This is a genomic window from Clostridium mobile (assembly GCF_018918285.1).
GTDB lineage: Bacteria > Bacillota > Clostridia > Clostridiales > Clostridiaceae > Clostridium_AW > Clostridium_AW mobile.
The window spans coordinates 518,130-536,112 of sequence record NZ_JAHLQF010000004.1 but is presented as its reverse complement, the minus strand read 5'-3'; the positions used below and the strand labels follow the sequence as shown (position 1 = coordinate 536,112).

17 protein-coding genes are annotated in these 17,983 nt (G+C 30.4%); 15 read left to right on the top strand and 2 right to left on the bottom strand.

From position 1 onward, the window contains the following. Nucleotide 1 precedes the first annotated feature (1 nt). The 12 genes from KQI86_RS17810 (at nt 2) to KQI86_RS17755 (ending at nt 12,617) form a co-directional block, all read left to right on the top strand. Nucleotides 2-928, top strand: a complete 927-nt coding sequence (locus KQI86_RS17810; RefSeq protein ID WP_216440759.1) for a nucleoside hydrolase — start codon at nt 2-4, stop codon at nt 926-928. Continuing rightward, nucleotides 921-2,225: an amidohydrolase family protein gene (locus tag KQI86_RS17805; protein WP_216440758.1), complete on the top strand. Its 1,305-nt coding sequence runs from the start codon at nt 921-923 to the stop codon at nt 2,223-2,225. Before KQI86_RS17810 ends, KQI86_RS17805 begins: the two co-directional genes overlap by 8 nt. A gap of 13 nt (nt 2,226-2,238) precedes the next feature. Further along, nucleotides 2,239-3,639, top strand: coding sequence for an ADP-ribosylglycohydrolase family protein (locus tag KQI86_RS17800; protein ID WP_216440757.1), 1,401 nt, complete (start codon nt 2,239-2,241; stop codon nt 3,637-3,639). A 2-nt stretch (nt 3,640-3,641) separates the two neighbouring features. Continuing rightward, on the top strand, nt 3,642-4,685 hold the full coding sequence (locus tag KQI86_RS17795) for a LacI family DNA-binding transcriptional regulator (RefSeq protein ID WP_216440756.1): 1,044 nt from the start codon (nt 3,642-3,644) through the stop codon (nt 4,683-4,685). Then, nucleotides 4,657-5,556, top strand: coding sequence for a ribokinase (gene rbsK, locus KQI86_RS17790; protein WP_246582875.1), 900 nt, complete (start codon nt 4,657-4,659; stop codon nt 5,554-5,556). The genes KQI86_RS17795 and rbsK overlap by 29 nt, the downstream gene beginning before the upstream one ends. A 150-nt stretch (nt 5,557-5,706) precedes the next feature. Continuing rightward, the gene (locus KQI86_RS17785) at nt 5,707-6,273 is read left to right on the top strand and encodes a TetR/AcrR family transcriptional regulator (protein WP_216440754.1); all 567 of its coding nucleotides are present in this window, start codon (nt 5,707-5,709) and stop codon (nt 6,271-6,273) included. 11 nt (nt 6,274-6,284) lie between these two features. Further along, nucleotides 6,285-7,742 carry an MATE family efflux transporter gene (locus KQI86_RS17780; RefSeq protein WP_216440753.1) on the top strand — a complete coding sequence of 486 codons (1,458 nt, stop codon included), beginning with the start codon at nt 6,285-6,287 and terminating at the stop codon, nt 7,740-7,742. 250 nt (nt 7,743-7,992) lie between these two features. Continuing rightward, nucleotides 7,993-8,601 (top strand): DNA-3-methyladenine glycosylase, encoded by a 609-nt coding sequence (locus KQI86_RS17775; RefSeq protein WP_216440752.1) that lies wholly within the window; start codon nt 7,993-7,995, stop codon nt 8,599-8,601. Between the two features lie 16 nt (nt 8,602-8,617). Continuing rightward, nucleotides 8,618-9,871: a nickel pincer cofactor biosynthesis protein LarC gene (gene larC, locus KQI86_RS17770; RefSeq protein WP_216440751.1), complete on the top strand. Its 1,254-nt coding sequence runs from the start codon at nt 8,618-8,620 to the stop codon at nt 9,869-9,871. A gap of 25 nt (nt 9,872-9,896) precedes the next feature. Then, nucleotides 9,897-10,715, top strand: coding sequence for an ATP-dependent sacrificial sulfur transferase LarE (larE, locus tag KQI86_RS17765; RefSeq protein WP_216440750.1), 819 nt, complete (start codon nt 9,897-9,899; stop codon nt 10,713-10,715). Continuing rightward, complete coding sequence (larB, locus tag KQI86_RS17760) at nt 10,708-11,454, top strand: nickel pincer cofactor biosynthesis protein LarB (RefSeq protein WP_216440853.1); 747 nt, start codon at nt 10,708-10,710, stop codon at nt 11,452-11,454. The genes larE and larB overlap by 8 nt, the downstream gene beginning before the upstream one ends. A gap of 23 nt (nt 11,455-11,477) precedes the next feature. After that, nucleotides 11,478-12,617, top strand: coding sequence for an ABC transporter substrate-binding protein (locus KQI86_RS17755; protein WP_216440749.1), 1,140 nt, complete (start codon nt 11,478-11,480; stop codon nt 12,615-12,617). 9 nt (nt 12,618-12,626) lie between these two features. On the opposite strand, the gene KQI86_RS17750 is transcribed toward KQI86_RS17755, so the two are convergent. Further along, nucleotides 12,627-13,751 (bottom strand): glycosyltransferase family 4 protein, encoded by a 1,125-nt coding sequence (locus KQI86_RS17750; protein ID WP_216440748.1) that lies wholly within the window; start codon nt 13,749-13,751, stop codon nt 12,627-12,629. A 144-nt stretch (nt 13,752-13,895) separates the two neighbouring features. On the opposite strand from KQI86_RS17750, the gene KQI86_RS17745 reads away from it, so the two are divergent. Genes KQI86_RS17745 through KQI86_RS17735 form a run of 3 tightly spaced genes read left to right on the top strand, consistent with a single transcriptional unit; the run spans nt 13,896 to nt 16,701 of the window. Further along, entirely contained in the window at nt 13,896-14,900 is a 1,005-nt protein-coding gene (locus KQI86_RS17745) for a CotS family spore coat protein (protein WP_216440747.1), read from the top strand. 20 nt (nt 14,901-14,920) lie between these two features. After that, nucleotides 14,921-15,673 carry a spore coat protein gene (locus KQI86_RS17740; protein WP_216440746.1) on the top strand — a complete coding sequence of 251 codons (753 nt, stop codon included), beginning with the start codon at nt 14,921-14,923 and terminating at the stop codon, nt 15,671-15,673. Nucleotides 15,674-15,684: 11 nt separating this feature from the next. Continuing rightward, a complete protein-coding gene (locus tag KQI86_RS17735) occupies nt 15,685-16,701 on the top strand; it encodes a CotS family spore coat protein (protein WP_216440745.1) in 1,017 nt (338 codons plus the stop codon). A gap of 35 nt (nt 16,702-16,736) precedes the next feature. Here KQI86_RS17735 and KQI86_RS17730 read toward each other — a convergent pair whose 3' ends face one another. Continuing rightward, on the bottom strand, nt 16,737-17,861 hold the full coding sequence (locus KQI86_RS17730; protein ID WP_216440744.1) for a glycosyltransferase family 4 protein: 1,125 nt from the start codon (nt 17,859-17,861) through the stop codon (nt 16,737-16,739). Nucleotides 17,862-17,983: the final 122 nt, after the last annotated feature.

Sequence of the window (17,983 nt, the reverse complement as noted above, 5' to 3'; positions counted from 1 at the left end):
TATGAAGATACCAGTTATCATAGATACTGATCCAGGTGTAGATGATGCTATAGCTCTATTTTTAGCATTCTCATCAGATAAATTAGATATAAGAGCTGTTACCACAGTAGGTGGCAATATACCTTTAGAGAAAACTACTAAAAATTCCATAGACTTAGTAAGTTATTTTGGAAAGAGTGCTAAAATTTCAAAAGGCGCTTCAGGTCCATTACTTAGAGAGCTAGAAACAGCAGAATGGGTACATGGCGCTTCAGGTATTGCTTCAGTAAAATTACCTAAAGGAAATATTGAGTTGTATGAAAAAAATGCATGGGACACCATATATGAAGAAGCTATTAAGTTTGAAGGTAAATTAAACATTATTACTTTAGGACCTCTTACTAATATAGCTATTGCTTTAATGAAATATCCTGACTTAAAAGATAAAATAGAGAGAATAACCCTTATGGGTGGAGCTTGCTATATAGGTAATACTACCCCAGCGGCAGAATTTAATATATATGTGGATGCTGAAGCGGCAGACATAGTATTTAAATCAGGTATACCTCTTACAATGGTTGGCTTAGATGCAACTCATAAAGCTGTTGTTCTAGAAGAAGAAATAAATGAAATAACTAGTAGTGGTAACAGAGTATCATCAGTAGTAAAAGAATTATTCCAATCCTGTTTAAGCGTATGTAAACTTTATGGAGCTGAAGGAGCAATTGTTCATGATGCTTTAGCAGTGGCTGCTGTTATTGATCCTTCAATAATTAGCAAGAAAGAATACTATGTGTCTATAGAGACTAAAGGAGAGTTGACTTACGGTAAGACAGTAGTAGATATATATGATGTCACTAAAAACAAGCCCAATGTGGAAGTTGCTCTAGGAGTTGATAGAGAAAGATTTGTACAAATGTTTAAAGGGATGATGAGAGAGTATGCTTAAGGGTTATTATAAGTGGGATACAGTCTTAAAAGATGGCAACATAATACATAATGAAGGTAATATAGAAGAGAAGGTACATTTATATATAAGGGATGGAAAGATAGAGAAAATATCAAAAGAGTATGAAGAAGGCGCTAAGGAAGTAACCCAGTGCAAAGATCATTATATAACACCTAGTTTTGTAAATTTACATTCTCATGTGCCAATGAATATACTAAAAGGATTAGCTGAGGACGTAAATATTAATGATTGGTTCAATGTGGAGATATTTCCTTATGAAAGTAAACTTACCCCTATGGATATATATTATGGAGCATTGTTAGGGATAAGTGAGATGATAGATAATGGAGTTACAGCTTTTGCAGATCACTACTTTTTCGCAGATAAGATTTGTGATGCAGTTATAAAAAGTGGTATTAGAGGAGATATAGCACCTACAGTATTTGGATTAGCTGATAATTTTGAAGATATCTTAAATGAAGCTTCTAATCTTATAGAAAAGAGAAGGAATGAAAGTAGTAGACTTAATTTAAGAATGGGACCACATGCCCCTTACACTTGTCCACCAGATAAACTAAAGAGAATAGTAGAGAAAGCAAAAGAGCTTAGAGTAGGATTACATATACATGTATCTGAGACAGAGGAACAGGTAATACAGAGTTTAAATGAGTATGGAAAAACTCCTTTTCAAATGTTGAATGAAGCAGATGGATTCAATCTTCCGTTAATAATCGCTCATGGTCTATGGGTTAAAGAAGAGGACTTTAAATATATAAATAAAAATACTTTCTTTGCTATATGTCCTAAGACTTATATGAAATTAGGAATGGGCGTAGGTAATGTTTTCAATAGATACAATGAGCTTCCATTATGTATAGGAACAGATGGAGGAGCAAGTTCAAATACATTAAATCCTTTAGAACAATTAAGGTTATTTGCTCTGATTGGTAAGTTAGAGAATAGAGCGGAAGATTTTAAACTAAAAGATATGTGGAAAATTTTAATGAGGGGGCATAGTGCATTAAACTTTAATACTGGAGAAGTAAAGAAAGGATTTAATGCAGACTTACTTATATGGGATCTAAGCAAAAGTAATACTTACCCAAATTATAATCCACTAGCCTCTATAATTTATAGCGGTGAAAGTAAAAATATAGTACATTCAATGGTTGATGGGAAATTTATAAAGAAAGATGGAGAGGTAGTATTTAAAAATGAATTATTGTGGAAAGAGATTGAAACTACCTCAAAAAATATACTAAATAAAGGAAAAGGTACAAATAAAGTTATATATTAAGGAGGAAAAAATTATGAAAAAAGCTTGGGAAATGGAATACGAGTTAATGCAAAATGCTATACCTGTAGTATTAGGTGAAGAGGATCAGACTTGGAGTACGGGAGCAGAACATGCAGAAAAATATATAGAAGCAATGACTAAGGCAGTTTGGAAAAGTAATGTTCCAGGATCATTTGCTCCAGAGAGAGTTATAATAGGAGCTATTCAATCTATGGATAACATGGGATATAGTGTAGAAGAGGCAGAAGAGTTAATTCCCCTTGGTCTTAAAGCTTTAGAAGAAGACAATATCGTTGAATTAAGTAAAATAACTGCTAGGGTTTATCATAAATTGAACAATGTGAAAAAGGATATGAGTTCACCATATTGGAAATATAAAATATATTCCACTTGGGAAGAATATAAAAATTCAGTAAAATTCTATAAATATGATAAATACGATATATCAAGGGAAGATTTTGAAGAAAAGATATTAGCAGGATGGATAGCTCAAATATGTGCAGGAGCTCTAGGAACAGCTATAGAAGGATATACTACTGAGAATATCGAAAAGACTTTCGGTGACGTAAAGTATTATGTTAGAAAGCCAAATACATATAATGATGATATAACATATGAATTAGCTTTCCTAAAAGCTTTTGATGAAAAAGGTTATGAAGTTACTTCATCAGATATAGCGGAAGAATGGGTTGGACTTATTCCATTAGGTTGGTCAGCAGAAGATATCGCATTAAAAAATATCAAAGGCGGAATATATCCTCCTCACAGTGGTGAATTTAATAACTATTATCGTGAATGGATAGGCGCACAAATGAGAGGAGCCATATGTGGAATGGTTGCTCCAGGAAATCCAGAAGAAGCAGCTAGACTTGCTTGGATTGATGGGGTAATTTCACATCATAACAATGGTGTAATAGGAGAAATATTCAATGCGGTATTAGTATCTTTAGCTTTTGTTGAAAATGATGTAAAAACTATATTAGATAAAACAATAGAAATGATACCTAAGGATTCAGAGTACTATTCAGTAATAGAGTTTGCATATAATCAATGCAAAAATAATAATAACTGGAGAGATGCGTGGAAGCCTTGTGAAGAAAAATATAAAATGTATAACTGGATTCATGCATATCCAAACGCAGCAGCAGAAGTTGTAGCTTTATACTTTGGTGGAAATGATTTTGACAAAACAATGAATATAATATCTATGGCAGGACAAGATGTTGACTGTAATGCTGCTCAGATAGCTACAATATATGGTATAATTCATGGTTTAAAAGGAATAGATAAAAAATGGTTTGAACCAATTGGTGACGATCTAATAACTTATGTTAGAACTATGGAAAAATTAAAAATAAGTGAGCTATCAAAATGGACAGTAGAGGCGATTAGGAAATCCGACAAGGGAGAATGATAATGAGCATAACTATCAAGGATATAGCCAAGGAGGCTAATGTATCTATTGCTACAGTATCTAGAGTTATAAACAACAAAGAGGATGGTGTTAGCAAAGAGACTAGGGAAAAAATTTTGCAAATAATGAAAAAGCATAATTATATACCTAGTAGTATAGCAAGAGGATTAGTGACTAAAAAAACTAATATCATAGGTCTTGTATTGCCAGATATAAATAACCCTTTTTTCCCTGGAATAGTAAGGGGAGTGGAAGATGCAGCAAATGAATATGGGTATAATATTATTTTATGTAATACGGATGATAACGAAAATAAAGAAAAAACCTATATTCAAATTTTAAAAGAGAAATGTGTAGATGGAATAATATACACTAGCACTCTATACAATAACGGAGAAAATATAAATTTGCTTTACAAGCATAAGATACCTTTTGTATCAATGGATAGAAATACGAATATAGATAATATTCCATTTGTAGCTACAAATGGTGAAGCAGGAATGTTTAAAATAGTAGAATATCTTCTCAAAAATGGTCATACAGAAATAGCATATATATCAGGTAAAAGAGGAGCAACATTTAATTGCGGTAGATTAAAAGGATATAAAAAGGCACTTGAAAAATATGGAGTTCCTATCAGAGAAGAGTTTATAAAGTATGGAGATTATAAAATAACTAGTGGCATAAAATGTATGGAGGAGCTTTTAGAGTGTAGTAATAAATTTACTGCAGTAGCTTGTGAAAATGATTTAATGGCTATAGGAGCTTTAGAAGTTTTAAACAGTAGGAAGATAAATGTTCCTGGAGAAGTTTCAGTGACTGGATATGATAATATCTTTTTTAGTAAAGCAACATTTCCCAAACTAACTACCGTATCTCAACCAACTTATCAAATGGGATATAAGGCTGTAGAATTACTAATGAAAATAATTAATAAAGAAGAAGTAAAAGAAAGAGAAATAATACTGAATACAGACTTAATAATAAGAGATTCTGTTTCAAAACGAGGTGATTTCATTGGAGATTTTAGTTATAGGCAGTATTAACATAGACTATGTATCGACTGTAGAGGAGCTTCCAAGAAAAGGGGAGACACTTCATGCAAATTCCTTTGAGGACAGCGCTGGAGGAAAAGGTGCAAATCAAGCGGTAGCAGCAAGGAGACTTGGTGCAGAAGTATCTATGATAGGTGCTGTAGGAAATGATGTAATAGGGAAAAAACTAAAAGAAAGTTTAGAGAAAGAAGGCATAGATACTAGCTGCATAAATGCTGTAGATGTACCTACAGGTAATGCTCTAATAACCGTAGATAAAAATGGTGATAATACCATAGTAGTTTATTCTGGCGCAAACTTTCAATTAGATAATAAATGGATTGATGATTCGGAGAGATTAATAGAAAGAAGCGATATAGTTGTGCTACAGTTAGAAATACCAATGGAAACTGTTATGTATTCAGCTAAATTGGCAAAAAAACACAATAAGATAGTTATTCTAAATCCAGCTCCAGCAAAGGAGTTACCAGAAGAAATTTATAGTTATATAGACTATATAACTCCTAATGAAACAGAGCTGTACAAACTTACTGGTATTGAAGAAAATGTAGAAATGGCTTCGAAGGAGTTACTAGACAGAGGAGCTAAAAATATAGTAGTTACGTTAGGAGAAAAGGGGTGCTACTGTCTAGGAAAAGTAGGAGAATACAGGGTAGATAGTTTTAGAGTTGAAGCTATAGATACTACCGCTGCAGGTGATTCCTTTAATGCGGCATTAGCCGTAGCACTATGTGAAAACAAGAGTATAGAGGATATTTTAAAATTCGCCAATGCAGTAGGAGCTTTAACTACAACTAAAAAGGGTGCTCAAACTTCTCTGCCATGTATGCAAGAAGTAAATGAGTTTATAAGTAAAAAATAATTTAAAAACAAAGTATAGATAGTAAGTATTATTATATTTAAGATCTATACTTTGTTTTTTATAAAATATAATCTTAATTACGAATTGACAATGTTATGGCTTTAACTTAAAATGAATGGTGATTCATTTAAAAATAAGGAGGTGTTTTTTGTGCCTAAAATAATAAAAGATATAGAGAGTAAAATATTCAGCACTTCAATGGATTTATTTTTAAAAAAGGGCTATAAAGCGGTGGATATGAAAATGATCGCTAAAGAATGTGGCATAGCGGTAGGTACACTTTATAATTATTATCCTAATAAGAAAGAGCTTTATATTTCTATATTGAAAGAAAGTTGGAATGATACTTTTATTAAGCTAGATAGTGTATTAGAATCATCTTTATTGCCTAAAGAAAAAGCAAATGAAGTTATAAATATTTTATATAGTGACATAGAAAATAGACAAGGAATCGGAAAAGAATTGAGGAATGACAATATAAAGGATTTATCTAATGATAAAAGAGTTACAGAATTTAAAGAAACTCTTATTAAAAAGATAGAACTTTCTATAAGTAAGCTAGAAAAAAAAGAAGAATTTAAAGAAGATAAAAATATAGATATGAAAATATCTGAGATTATACTCATGTCTATAATAGTTATTATAAAATCACATAAGAATGAAAAAGTAAAAAATATAAAAATTCTAAATAAAACATTAGAAGCATTTTTAGTATAAGGAGTGATTAAATGAGTTCAATAGCTTCAGAAGAAAGAGAAAAAAAAGCCCACATGATGGGAGAGGGAGAAATTAAAAAAGTATTATTAACTTTAGCTGTTCCAGCTATAGTGGCTATGCTTATTAATGCAGTTTACAATTTAGCGGACACTGCTTTTGTAGGAATGCTAAGAGATACAGCAGCTATTGGTGCGGTTTCTGTATCTTTCCCTCTATTTATGATTATAGGTGCCATAGGGCAGGCTTTTGGGGTAGGATCTGCCTCTTATATATCAAGATGTCTAGGAGAAAAAAATAATGAAGAAGCTAGTAGAACAGCCTCTACTGCATTTTTTACCGCTATAGGAACAGGGGTATTGTGCACTATAATTTGCCTTACGTTTTTAAAACAAATTTTATCCATTACTGGAGCATCAGAAACTATATTACCATATGCTATGGACTATTCAGTTATATTAGTATTAGGTTCAACAATTACAATAGTGAATATGACTTTAAACAATATAATTCGTGCTGAGGGTAATTCTAAATTTAGTATGTATGCTTTAATGATTGGTGCAGTACTAAATATTGTTTTAGATCCCATTTTTATACTAACCTTTGATATGAAAGTAAAGGGTGCAGCTATTGCTACGATAATTGGTCAAGGGGTTTCTACAATATACCTGTTATCTTATTTTAAGAGAAAAAAGGGAGTATTATCAATAGATAAAAAGTTTTTTACACCTAGTAAGAAAATATACAGTGAAATCTTTAAGATGGGTATTCCTACTTTTTTAATGCAATTTTTAGCTTCCTTTGGCATGGCACTTTTAAATTCAGCAGCAGTGGTGTATGGAGATGCAGCCGTCGCTTCTTTAGGAATTACCATCAAAATAAATACTTTGGTTACCTATGTTTTATTTGGGTATATTCAAGGATTCCAACCTTTTGTAGGTTATAACTATGGTGCTAAAAAGTATGATAGAGTCAAAAAAGCTACTAAAATATCTCTTATATGGGTTACGGCCTACGGCGTAGCAGCTGTTATGCTCTTGAATATATTCTCTGGAGCTTTAGTTAGAATCTTTAGTAATGATGTTGAAGTTATAAAATTAGGTGTAAATAATATAAGAGGTTTTTCTTTAGTATTGCCTTTCTTAGGATTCCAAATATTATTTAACGGTCTATTCTTAGGATTAGGTAGGAGTGCCGAGGCAATGGTTATATCTGTCACAAGACAAGGATTATTCCTTATACCAGCTATATTAGTTTTACCAAAGCTTTTTAGTAATAACATTAATTTAGTTAATATGTTTAAATTTATTTTCCCAAATACAATGGATCCAGGATTGTATGGTTTAATGCTTACTCAACCTATTGCTGATTTATTAGCAATTATTGTAGCCACTATATTAGCTATAAATTTTTTAAAGACATTTAATAAAAAAAATGAAAATCAACAAAATTTAGATACAGAAGTTTCTTAAACAACATTAATAATATTTTATGAGATTGAAGTATAGATGTGGAGAAGTTTTATTCTCTATATCTATACTTTATTTATTAAAATATTATTTTGGAATAGCGAAAAATACAATTATAATATTAAGTACATGACAAATATTTAAATGATTAGAATCAATAACAGAAAGTTTTACTTTTTATGGAATAGATAAATTGAATAATAATTAATTAGTATAAAGGGATAATAACTCTATAAGTGAAAGGGTGATAATGATGAAGTTATCTAGAGATTTTTATAATAGAGATACTCTTATTGTTGCAAAAGAGTTGTTGGGGAAGATATTAGTAGTAAATAAGGACAATAAAATATGTAAAAGTAAGATAGTTGAGGTAGAGGCCTATATGGGATTCATGGATAAAGCTGCGCACTCCTATAACAATAGAAGAACTAAAAGAACTGAGGTCATGTATGGAAAACCTGGATTTTCTTATGTATACTTTATTTATGGGCTTTATTATTGTATGAACGTGGTAACAAGGGAAGAAGGTGTACCTCAAGCTGTCTTAATAAGGGCTGTTGAACCATTAGAGAATCTTGAAGCTATGAGCTTTAGAAGATTCAAAAAAGGCTATGATGAGCTAAGTAATAGGGAAAAAATAAATATAACAAATGGACCTTCAAAGTTATGTATGGCTATGGGGATAGATAAAGATTTAAATGGTTTAGATTTATTAGAAGATGATATTTTTATAGAGGAGGGTATAAAAGAAAGTTTTGAGGTTTCTGCGTCAAAACGTATAGGGATAGATTATGCTGAGGAGGCTAAAGACTATCCTTGGAGATTTTATATTAAAGGTAATAAATATGTATCAAAAAAATAGAAAGGGTGAGTGGGATATGAGAGTTTTATATTATGATTGCTTTTCCGGAATTAGCGGTGATATGAACTTAGGAGCTATGATAGATTTGGGAGTGAATGAAGATTATCTTTTAAAAGAGTTATGTAAACTGCATTTACATGGCTATCGTATAGAGGTAAAAAAAGATGAAAAGAAAGGTATAACTGGTACTAAAGTAAATGTGATTCTAGAAGATCACCTTAATAATGAACATGACCATGGACATAAACATGATAATGAACACAGTGGCGGACATGAACACAATGATGGACATAAGCATGAAGATCACCATGTACATCACCATCATAGAAATTTAAAAGATATAGAAGAAATAATTTATAATAGCAAGTTAAATTCAAGGGTGAAGGAATTAAGTATGAAAATCTTTGAAAAGGTAGCAGAGGCTGAAGCTAAGGTTCATGGAAAGAGTTTGTATGATGTTCATTTTCATGAAGTTGGAGCTGTAGATTCTATTGTAGATATAGTAGGGGCAGCGATTTGCTATGACTACTTAAATGTAGACAAGGTTATTTCTGCACCAATAGAGTTGGGTAAAGGTTTTGTAAATTGCGCACATGGAACCTTCCCAGTGCCAGCACCAGCTACTACAGAAATACTAAAAGGAATACCTATTAAAAAAGGGACTATACCTTTTGAAGCTACAACTCCTACAGGAGCCGCAATACTAGCTACATTAGTTTCTGAATACAAAGAAGATTTTAGTTTTAATATTGATAAGATTGGATACGGCATAGGATTTAAAGATGAAGGAAATATACCTAATGTACTTAGAGTTTTTTTAGGAGAGGTTCAACACAATCAGGATGTGTATGTACTAGAATGCAATATTGACGATATGAATCCAGAAATATATCCATATGTAATGGACAAGCTAATGGAAGCAGGAGCATTAGATGTATATTTAACTCCAACGATTATGAAAAAAGGAAGACCAGGAATTAATTTATCAGTGTTATATAATATTGAAAGTGAAGATAAAGTAAAAAATTTAGTGCTAAAAGAAACAACCACATTGGGATTTAGAAAATATAGAGTTCAAAGAGAATGTCTTGATAGAAGTATAGAACATATAGATACACCTTACGGTAAAATCAAAATTAAAAATGCTTATTTAAATGGTGAAAAAGTGAAGTGTAAACCAGAGTATGAAGATGTAAAATCTATAGCAGAAAGAGAAGGCATATCTTTTAATGAAGTGTATAATGGTGTTTTAAAAGAATTAAACAAATAAATTTATTAATTCTGAGGTGGTATTAATGATTAAAGATAGTAAGTATAAAGATTTAATTGAATATTTAAAAGGATTAGAAAAGGTTGCTATAGCATTTTCGGGGGGAGTAGATAGCAACTTCTTGCTAAAAACTTCTCAAGAGGCATTAGGAGATAAGGTAGTAGCTATAACAGTAAAAGCTCCATATATTCCTAAAAGGGAGATAGAAGAAGTAAAGGAGATTGTTAAAAGCAGTGGTGTAGAACATTATTTTTTAGAAATGCCATTAGAAGATCTCATTAAAAATAATCCTGAAGACAGATGTTATATTTGTAAAAAAGCTGTGTTTAATAAAATTATGCTTCTTGCAAAGGATAAAGGGGCTAAATATGTATTAGACGGAACTAATTTTGATGATACAAAAGAATATAGACCTGGGATGAAAGCGTTAAAGGAGCTTAGTATAAAAAGTCCTCTTAAAGAATTGGGTTTTAAAAAAGAAGAAATTAGGCAATACTCAAAAGAGTTAGAGCTAAATACTTGGAATAAGCCTTCTTATGCATGTCTTTTATCTAGAATTCCTTATGGAAAAGAGATATCCTTTGAGGAGCTCGAAAGAATTGAAAAAAGTGAAGAATTTTTACACGAAATAGGATTTAAGGGTGCTAGAGTAAGAAGTTATGGAGAAACGGCAAGAATAGAAGTGTATAAAAATCAGATATGCAAGTTTTTTGATGAGAAAATTTCAAATATGGTAGTTTCAAAACTAAAGCTATTAGGATATAAATACATAACTGTTGATTTAGAGGGATATAGAAGTGGTAGCATGGATAGCAATATAAAGGATGGAAATAGCAATGAATGAAAAAGATATAAAGGAGCTATTAGTTAATATAAAGGAAAATAGAATATCTCTAGAAGATGGAGTAAAAGCCTTTAAGGAACTTCCTTTTAAAGATTTAGGATTTGCTAAAATTGATAATCATAGAGAAATTAGAGTAGGCTATCCAGAAGTTATATACTGTGGGGGAAAGACTGTAGAACAAGTAAAAGAGATTATAAAGTTTATGATGACGAAAGAAAATAATATATTAGCTACTAGGGCAACAGAGGAAATGTTTGATGAAGTAAGAGATTTTTGTAAAGAAGCTGAATATGATAAAGAAGCAAAAATTATAAGGATAATGAAAAATACACCTAAAGTTTCAGATTCATATATTGCTGTGGTAGCAGCAGGAACTTCAGATATTTCTGTATGTGAAGAAGCGGCTATTACGGCAGAAACTTTTGGAAATAAGGTAGAGAGAATTTATGATGTAGGAGTGGCCGGTATACATAGATTATTTGATAAGTTGGATATAATAAGAGGGGCTAAAGTTGTTATTGTAGTGGCTGGCATGGAAGGGGCCCTTGCTAGCGTTGTAGGCGGATTAATAGATAAACCGATTATAGCTGTACCTACTAGTGTAGGATATGGTGCTAATTTTAATGGATTGGCAGCTCTTTTATCAATGCTTAATAGCTGTGCTTCAGGAGTAACAGTTGTAAATATAGATAATGGATTTGGAGCTGGCTATAGTGCTAGTATGATTAATAAACTATAAATATATATTTAAGGGAGAAGAGTATGAACAATAAAAATCTGACCAAGTACTTAATTATCATATTAATGTTTAATCTTTTATTTGTATCTTGTGATAATAAGGAGCCAACTAATGGGTTTAATAAAAGGCTAAAAGGACAGGTTAATATTGTAGTACATAAAGATAGAGAAAATTATATAAAGAAATTTTCTCAGGAATTCACAAAATATTTTCCAAATGTGACTTTTAACATCAGGGTAGAAGAAAATATTTATGATAACTTTGATAAACTTTTAAATGAAAAGGGAAAAAATAAGAGTAATATTATAGTTGTAGAAAATAAGTATGTTCCGTACATATTAAAAGAGAATCAAGATGAACTTTTTGATATATCTTCAATTCTAGCTCTGTATAAAGATAATTATAATAAAGAAGATATTAAAAAGGTTTCTGTGAATAACAGTATTTATGGTTTGCCTTTAGATAGAAAGCCCTACTATATGATATATAGAAAGGAAATATTTGAAAAGAGCAAGATAAATATTGAAGATATAAGAACATGGGAAGATTTCATAAATAAATGTAGAATTATAAATAAAAAGAATAAGAATAATTATAAATTTATATGGGAAGAGAATGAGAATGAACTTTATAGTTTATTACTAAGTCAATTAGCAGGAAGTGGTTATTATTTAGAAGAAAATAGCAATCTATCATATTCTGATATTTTAAAAGTTAGAAATACTATTGAAACTTTTAAGAAGGAAGATATTTTAACAAGAAATAACTTGATAGATGAAATAAGAAGTGGAAAGCTAGCTGCATCAATAGTAAATATAAATCATATAAATAAGATCATGAAGGAAGTTCCTGAGATGAGCGGAAAGTGGGTAGTTACTAAAGTGCCTTCTTTCGAGATAGGGGGAAATAGAGAGATATCTTTAGATGGATATAGTGCTTTTGTGCCAAAGGAAACAAATAATAAGGAACTAGTTTTAACCTTTATGGAATTTATGATGGCAAATGAAAGACTTCAACAGGAATTATTATTTAATGAGGGTGTGTTTCCTGTTAATACAAGCACCCATAAATCTAAGGATTTAAACAGAACAGTAGAATACTATAATGATATTAGGTTGTGGCTTATGGCTGTAAATACAGAAAAGCTTCTCATGGGAAAATGAGAAGCTTTTTCATATATCGTTACATGTTTTATTATAGGCATCTAAGGTTCTTCTTGCAGTTTCAGTCCAAGAAAATAAAGAAGCTCTTTTTATAGCTTTCTCTTTAAGTGAATTTTGAAAGGTTATATCTCCTAAGGTTTTTTCAATCATTATCTCCAGGAGCTTTTCATCATAAGGGTCAATTAAAATTCCACCATCTTTAACCACTTCTGGTATGGATGATAGATTTGAAGATATAACAGGAGTTCCACAGCTCATAGCTTCAAGAGGAGGAAGCCCAAAACCTTCATACAGGGAAGGATAAACAAATAAATCACATCCATTATAAAATAAAGGAAGATGAGATTCGGGAATAAAACCTGTGAATACAATCCTATCTTTTATATTCATGTTGGTACTCATGTTAAGTAATGATTCACCATTGTCTTTATTAGCTCCTACAATTACAAGTTCATACTCCTCGTTGAGTTTATTAAATACTTTAGAAAAGGCTGTTATAAGGGAATGAACATTTTTTCTAGGGCTAAAGCCACCTATATACAGTATAAAGGGCTTAGTAATATTATAAAATTTTTTAAGAACATATTTGCATTTATCCTTATCCATAGGCCTATATTTAGAATCTGCAGCTAAAGGAGTTACAAAAATTTTTTCAGGGTCAAATTTAGGAAAAAATCTAGTTATGTCTTTTTTAGACCATTCGGATACAGTCAATATGGCATTACAGTTATCGATTAAAGTAGGCAATTCTTTTAAAAACTTATTTAAATATCCCTTACCTACGGTTTCTGGCATTACATAAGGAATTAGGTCGTGAATAGTAATAATTTTTTTACATGCAATATCTTGGTGCAAGCCAATTCCGTTTTGAGGGACATGATATAAATCTATACCTTCAGTAGATATACTATTTGAAAAATAATGATTTTCAAAGAAGTTTTTATTTTTTTTAGAAGTAAAAGTTATCTTTGAATTATTTTTTTTAAATTCATTATGATTTTCTCCCCACCAATATATGTGGTAATAATTATCTCTATCAATGTTTAGCAAGCATCTTAATAAGTTTTCTGTATATGTTCCAATTCCAGTTCCTTTGTAAAAGTTAATCCCTCTAGCGTCAATACCTATTTTCATTTAAATCCCTCCTTAAAAACAGGGCAGGTTATAAAAGCTTATATATTATTAATATTATATATAGTTGAAAAATGTGTCATTTAGCACATACAAAGGAAATTTTACATATAATACAACTATAAGTAATTTCGGGGAGGAGAAACCTTGAAAGAAGAACAAATAAAGATGAGGATTGAAGAAGAATATTCTATTAAGCCTCGTGAAATAGAAAAGGTGAAAAATGTTTATAGGGTAATAACTGAAAAAGAGAAATATTGTCTTAAAGTAATTAAGTATGAAATAAGTCATTTTCTATTCATATTGTCTGCTATAAAACATCTTGAAAAAAATGATTTCCAAAAGACACCTAAAATTATTAAAAATACAAAATCTCAAGATTATATTAATTTAGGCAATAAGCATGCTTATTTAACGCCATGGGTGGAATCGCGATCATGTAATTATGATAATCCAATGGAGCTAAGCTTAGCATCAAATAGACTTGCAGAACTCCATTTAAAAAGCAGAGGGTTTAATATAACATCAGACATGAAACCTAGAGTAGGATGGTTTAATTGGTTTGAGAATTTTTCTAATAAAAAAAGAGATATATTAGATTTTAAAAATATAATAGAGAATAAGGATGAAAAAACTTATTTTGATATTTTATATCTAAAGCATGTAGGGGAAGAGATAGAGAGAATAAATAAGTCGCTAGAGGATTTAATGAAAAGCAAGTATTTCCATAAAATGAAAGAAGAAATAGTAAAGAAAGGTTTTTGCCACCATGATTATGCTCATCATAATGTTCTTATAGACGAGGAAGGAAGCATAAATATAATAGATTTTGACTACTGTATTTTAGATACTCATTTACATGATTTAAGTAGTTTAATCATAAGAGCTATGAAAAATGGTAAATGGGATATATCTAATTCCATTCATATTTTAGATAGTTATAGTTCAGTGTGTCCTATAAATAAGGATGATATAGATATTATGGCTGCGTTTATAGAGTTTCCTCAAGCCTTTTGGCAATTAGGTATACAATATTATATTGAAAAGCAACCTTGGGAGGAAGATGTATTTATAAATAGGCTAAATAAGGTATGTGAGGATAAAGACTCAAGACAAGAGTTTGCAGATGAATTTAAAAATATTAGGTATTAATTAATACTGGGGGTAATTTTATGATAATAGGAAATACCTTTGAACAATACTTAATATCCAAAGGTATAGATGTAGTAGACCAAATTAATTTTGAACTAAAGAGTAAAGAAATAACTGAAGAAATGCTATTAGAGCAGATAAGAATAATGAATGAATTTCATCATAAAGTAAGAGGAAGCACTAGTGGAATAAAGGAAAGATTGGACAGTAGAGCAGGAAGAGTAGTAGAGAGTTTCAAGGTAAATATCAAGAAATTAAAAAGGGACATTGATAGATTTCAAAGTGAAGGAGCAAACAATCTCTTTGAAGAGATAATTCTTTACAAAGGTGAGGATTATATAAAAAGAGGAGAAAAAGTTATAAAGAATATATATGAAGATGGGTATTATGATTTAATACTAAGAAGCATGAAAAATAAAGAAATTTGCTTAGAAGATGTTGATTTTAATAATCTAGGTAAAGAATCAAAAATTCAAGTGAGAAATATTAAAAAAAGTAGTTACAACATGGTAGAGATAGATTGTTATAATCTACTTTATAAATACAAGAAAAAAGGATTAGATGTAAATTTCAAAAAATTAGTTGAAGAATTTTGTGAATTAGAAGGATTGAAAGAGAATAGTTATCAATTCATAATCGCATGTTTATCGTTTCCTTATGAGGTCACAAGGCAATGCAATAATTACAGATTAAAGAAGAAGGAGCTTGGAGATGATGAATATGTATTAAAGCTCCAGAAAGCTATTATTCAAGACTCTATGAGCTTATTATAGAGGTGAGAGCTATGAAAGATATGTATAAAGATATAGATTACTTAATTAAGTATGACTTAGATATAAGTCTCTTTAAGCAATTTAACTTAGAACCATACGATATATATCCAATAAGAAGCATATTTATAGTAAATACCGATAAGGGAGATAAAATATTAAAAAAAATAGATTATAGCAAAGATGAACTATTGTTTATTAATGAAGGATTGAATTATATAAGAGATAAATTTGATAGGATAATGAATTTTAATAAAACGGTAGACGGAGACATATATGCTTTATACAATGAAGAAATGTATTGCATGATAGATATATTTGAAGGAAGAGAGTGTGACTACTCAAATCCGATTGATATATTTACTGTAGCTAAAGGATTAGGGGAGCTACACGCGGCCTCATCAGGATTTAATTCTCAACTAGATAATAGAGTTAATTCAGGGAAGATGATAAATAAGTTTAATAGAAGACTAAAAGAAATGGAAGTCTTTAAAACTATATCTAACCTAAGTGAATATAATGGAGAGTTTGATCAAATTTTTTTAGAAAACATTGACCATTATATAGAAGAAATTAAAAGAAGTATTAAATTGTTAGAAGCATCTTCCTATTATAAGTTATGTGAAGAGAAAGACAAAGTTATATTATGTCATCATGATTTAGCATATCACAATGTAATTATAAAAAATAACGAAGCATATTTTATAGATTTTGATTATGCTATAGTAGATTTAAAAGTACATGACATATGTAATTTTATCAATAAGGTATTAAAAAGTTCCGCTTATGACATTGGAAAAGGGAAAAAAATTATGGATGAATATACAAAGGTCAATTCTATAGACAAAAGAGAGATGACCGTATTATACGGGTTATTAACTTTTCCACAGGATTTCTACAGTATAAGTAGAGATTATTACACAAGAAGAAAAGATTGGTCAGAACAAACATTTATAAATAAGATTAAGAAAAAAACAGAGATTGAAGAATTTAGAATAGAATTTTTAAAAGAATTTGAAGAGCTATTGTAAATAATAAGCTGCCCTAAACAGGGCAGCTTATTATCTTATGAATTGAGTATCTTGTTATATGCTATTAAAGTATTTTTAGCAGTATTACGCCAATTTAATTCAGAAGCTCTAATAAGACCCCTCAATGATAGCTCTTCTTTTAGCTCATTATTAGTAAGTACACTATACATAGAACTGCATAGTTGATCAATATCTTTAGGATCAACTAATAAGGCAGCATCTCCCGTAACCTCAGGAATTGAAGTAGAATTAGAGGCTATCACAGGAACACCACAAGCCATAGCTTCAACTGGAGGTAGACCAAAACCTTCATAAAAAGAAGGATAAACAAATAACTCACATCCGTTGTATAATGCTGGCATGTGTTCTAGTGGTATAAAGCCTGGGAATACTACTTTATCTTCAACTCCTAAGTCCTCACAGCGTTTTTTGTATATAGAATAAGACTGACCTTGCTTGCCGGCTATAATCAGCTTTAAGTTCTTTTTATATATGTTTATAAGTTTACTAAAGGATTCTATAAGCCCAACTATATTTTTCCTAGGGCTGAATCCACCCACATATAATATATATTCTTCGTCAATAGAATAATATTTTTTTATAAGTTCCTTACTAAGTTCTTTTTCCATTGGATGATATATATTTTCACTTGCTAGATGGGTTACATATATTTTTTCTTTTGGAAAATTAAAAGCTTTTAGTATATCCATTTTAGAGTGATTGGACACAGTAATTATTCCATCACACATTGAAACTATTTTGGGGAGGGTTTCGTTAAAAAGCTTTAAATATCTTTCGCTAGATGTTTCAGGCATTTTGTAAGGTATTACGTCGTGAAGAGTTATCACAAAGGAACATTTTTTATCTAAAGGTAGACCTATTCCGTTTTGAGGTACGTGGTATAAATCCATATCGTTACCCTTTAATATATTAGGGATATTTACCTCATCCCAGAAATTTTCCTTACAATTTTCTGTGATTTCAGCAATAGTAAAGTTAGGTTTAAAATTAATGTTGTTACTACAGTGCTGAGGTAAAAAAACCATATAGTCATTTACGGAATCTATATTATTAATGTGATTAATTAACTGATAAGTATAGGTGCCTATACCAGTGCCCCTATACCAATTTGCAGCTCTTCCATCTATTCCTATTTTCATGAGGCAATCCCTTTCCTAAACTAATCATAATTTATTATATTAACTATTACAAAAAAGTGTTAACAAAATAAGAATATACTAACATATCTTCTAAAATTATCATTTAATACATATAAATTATA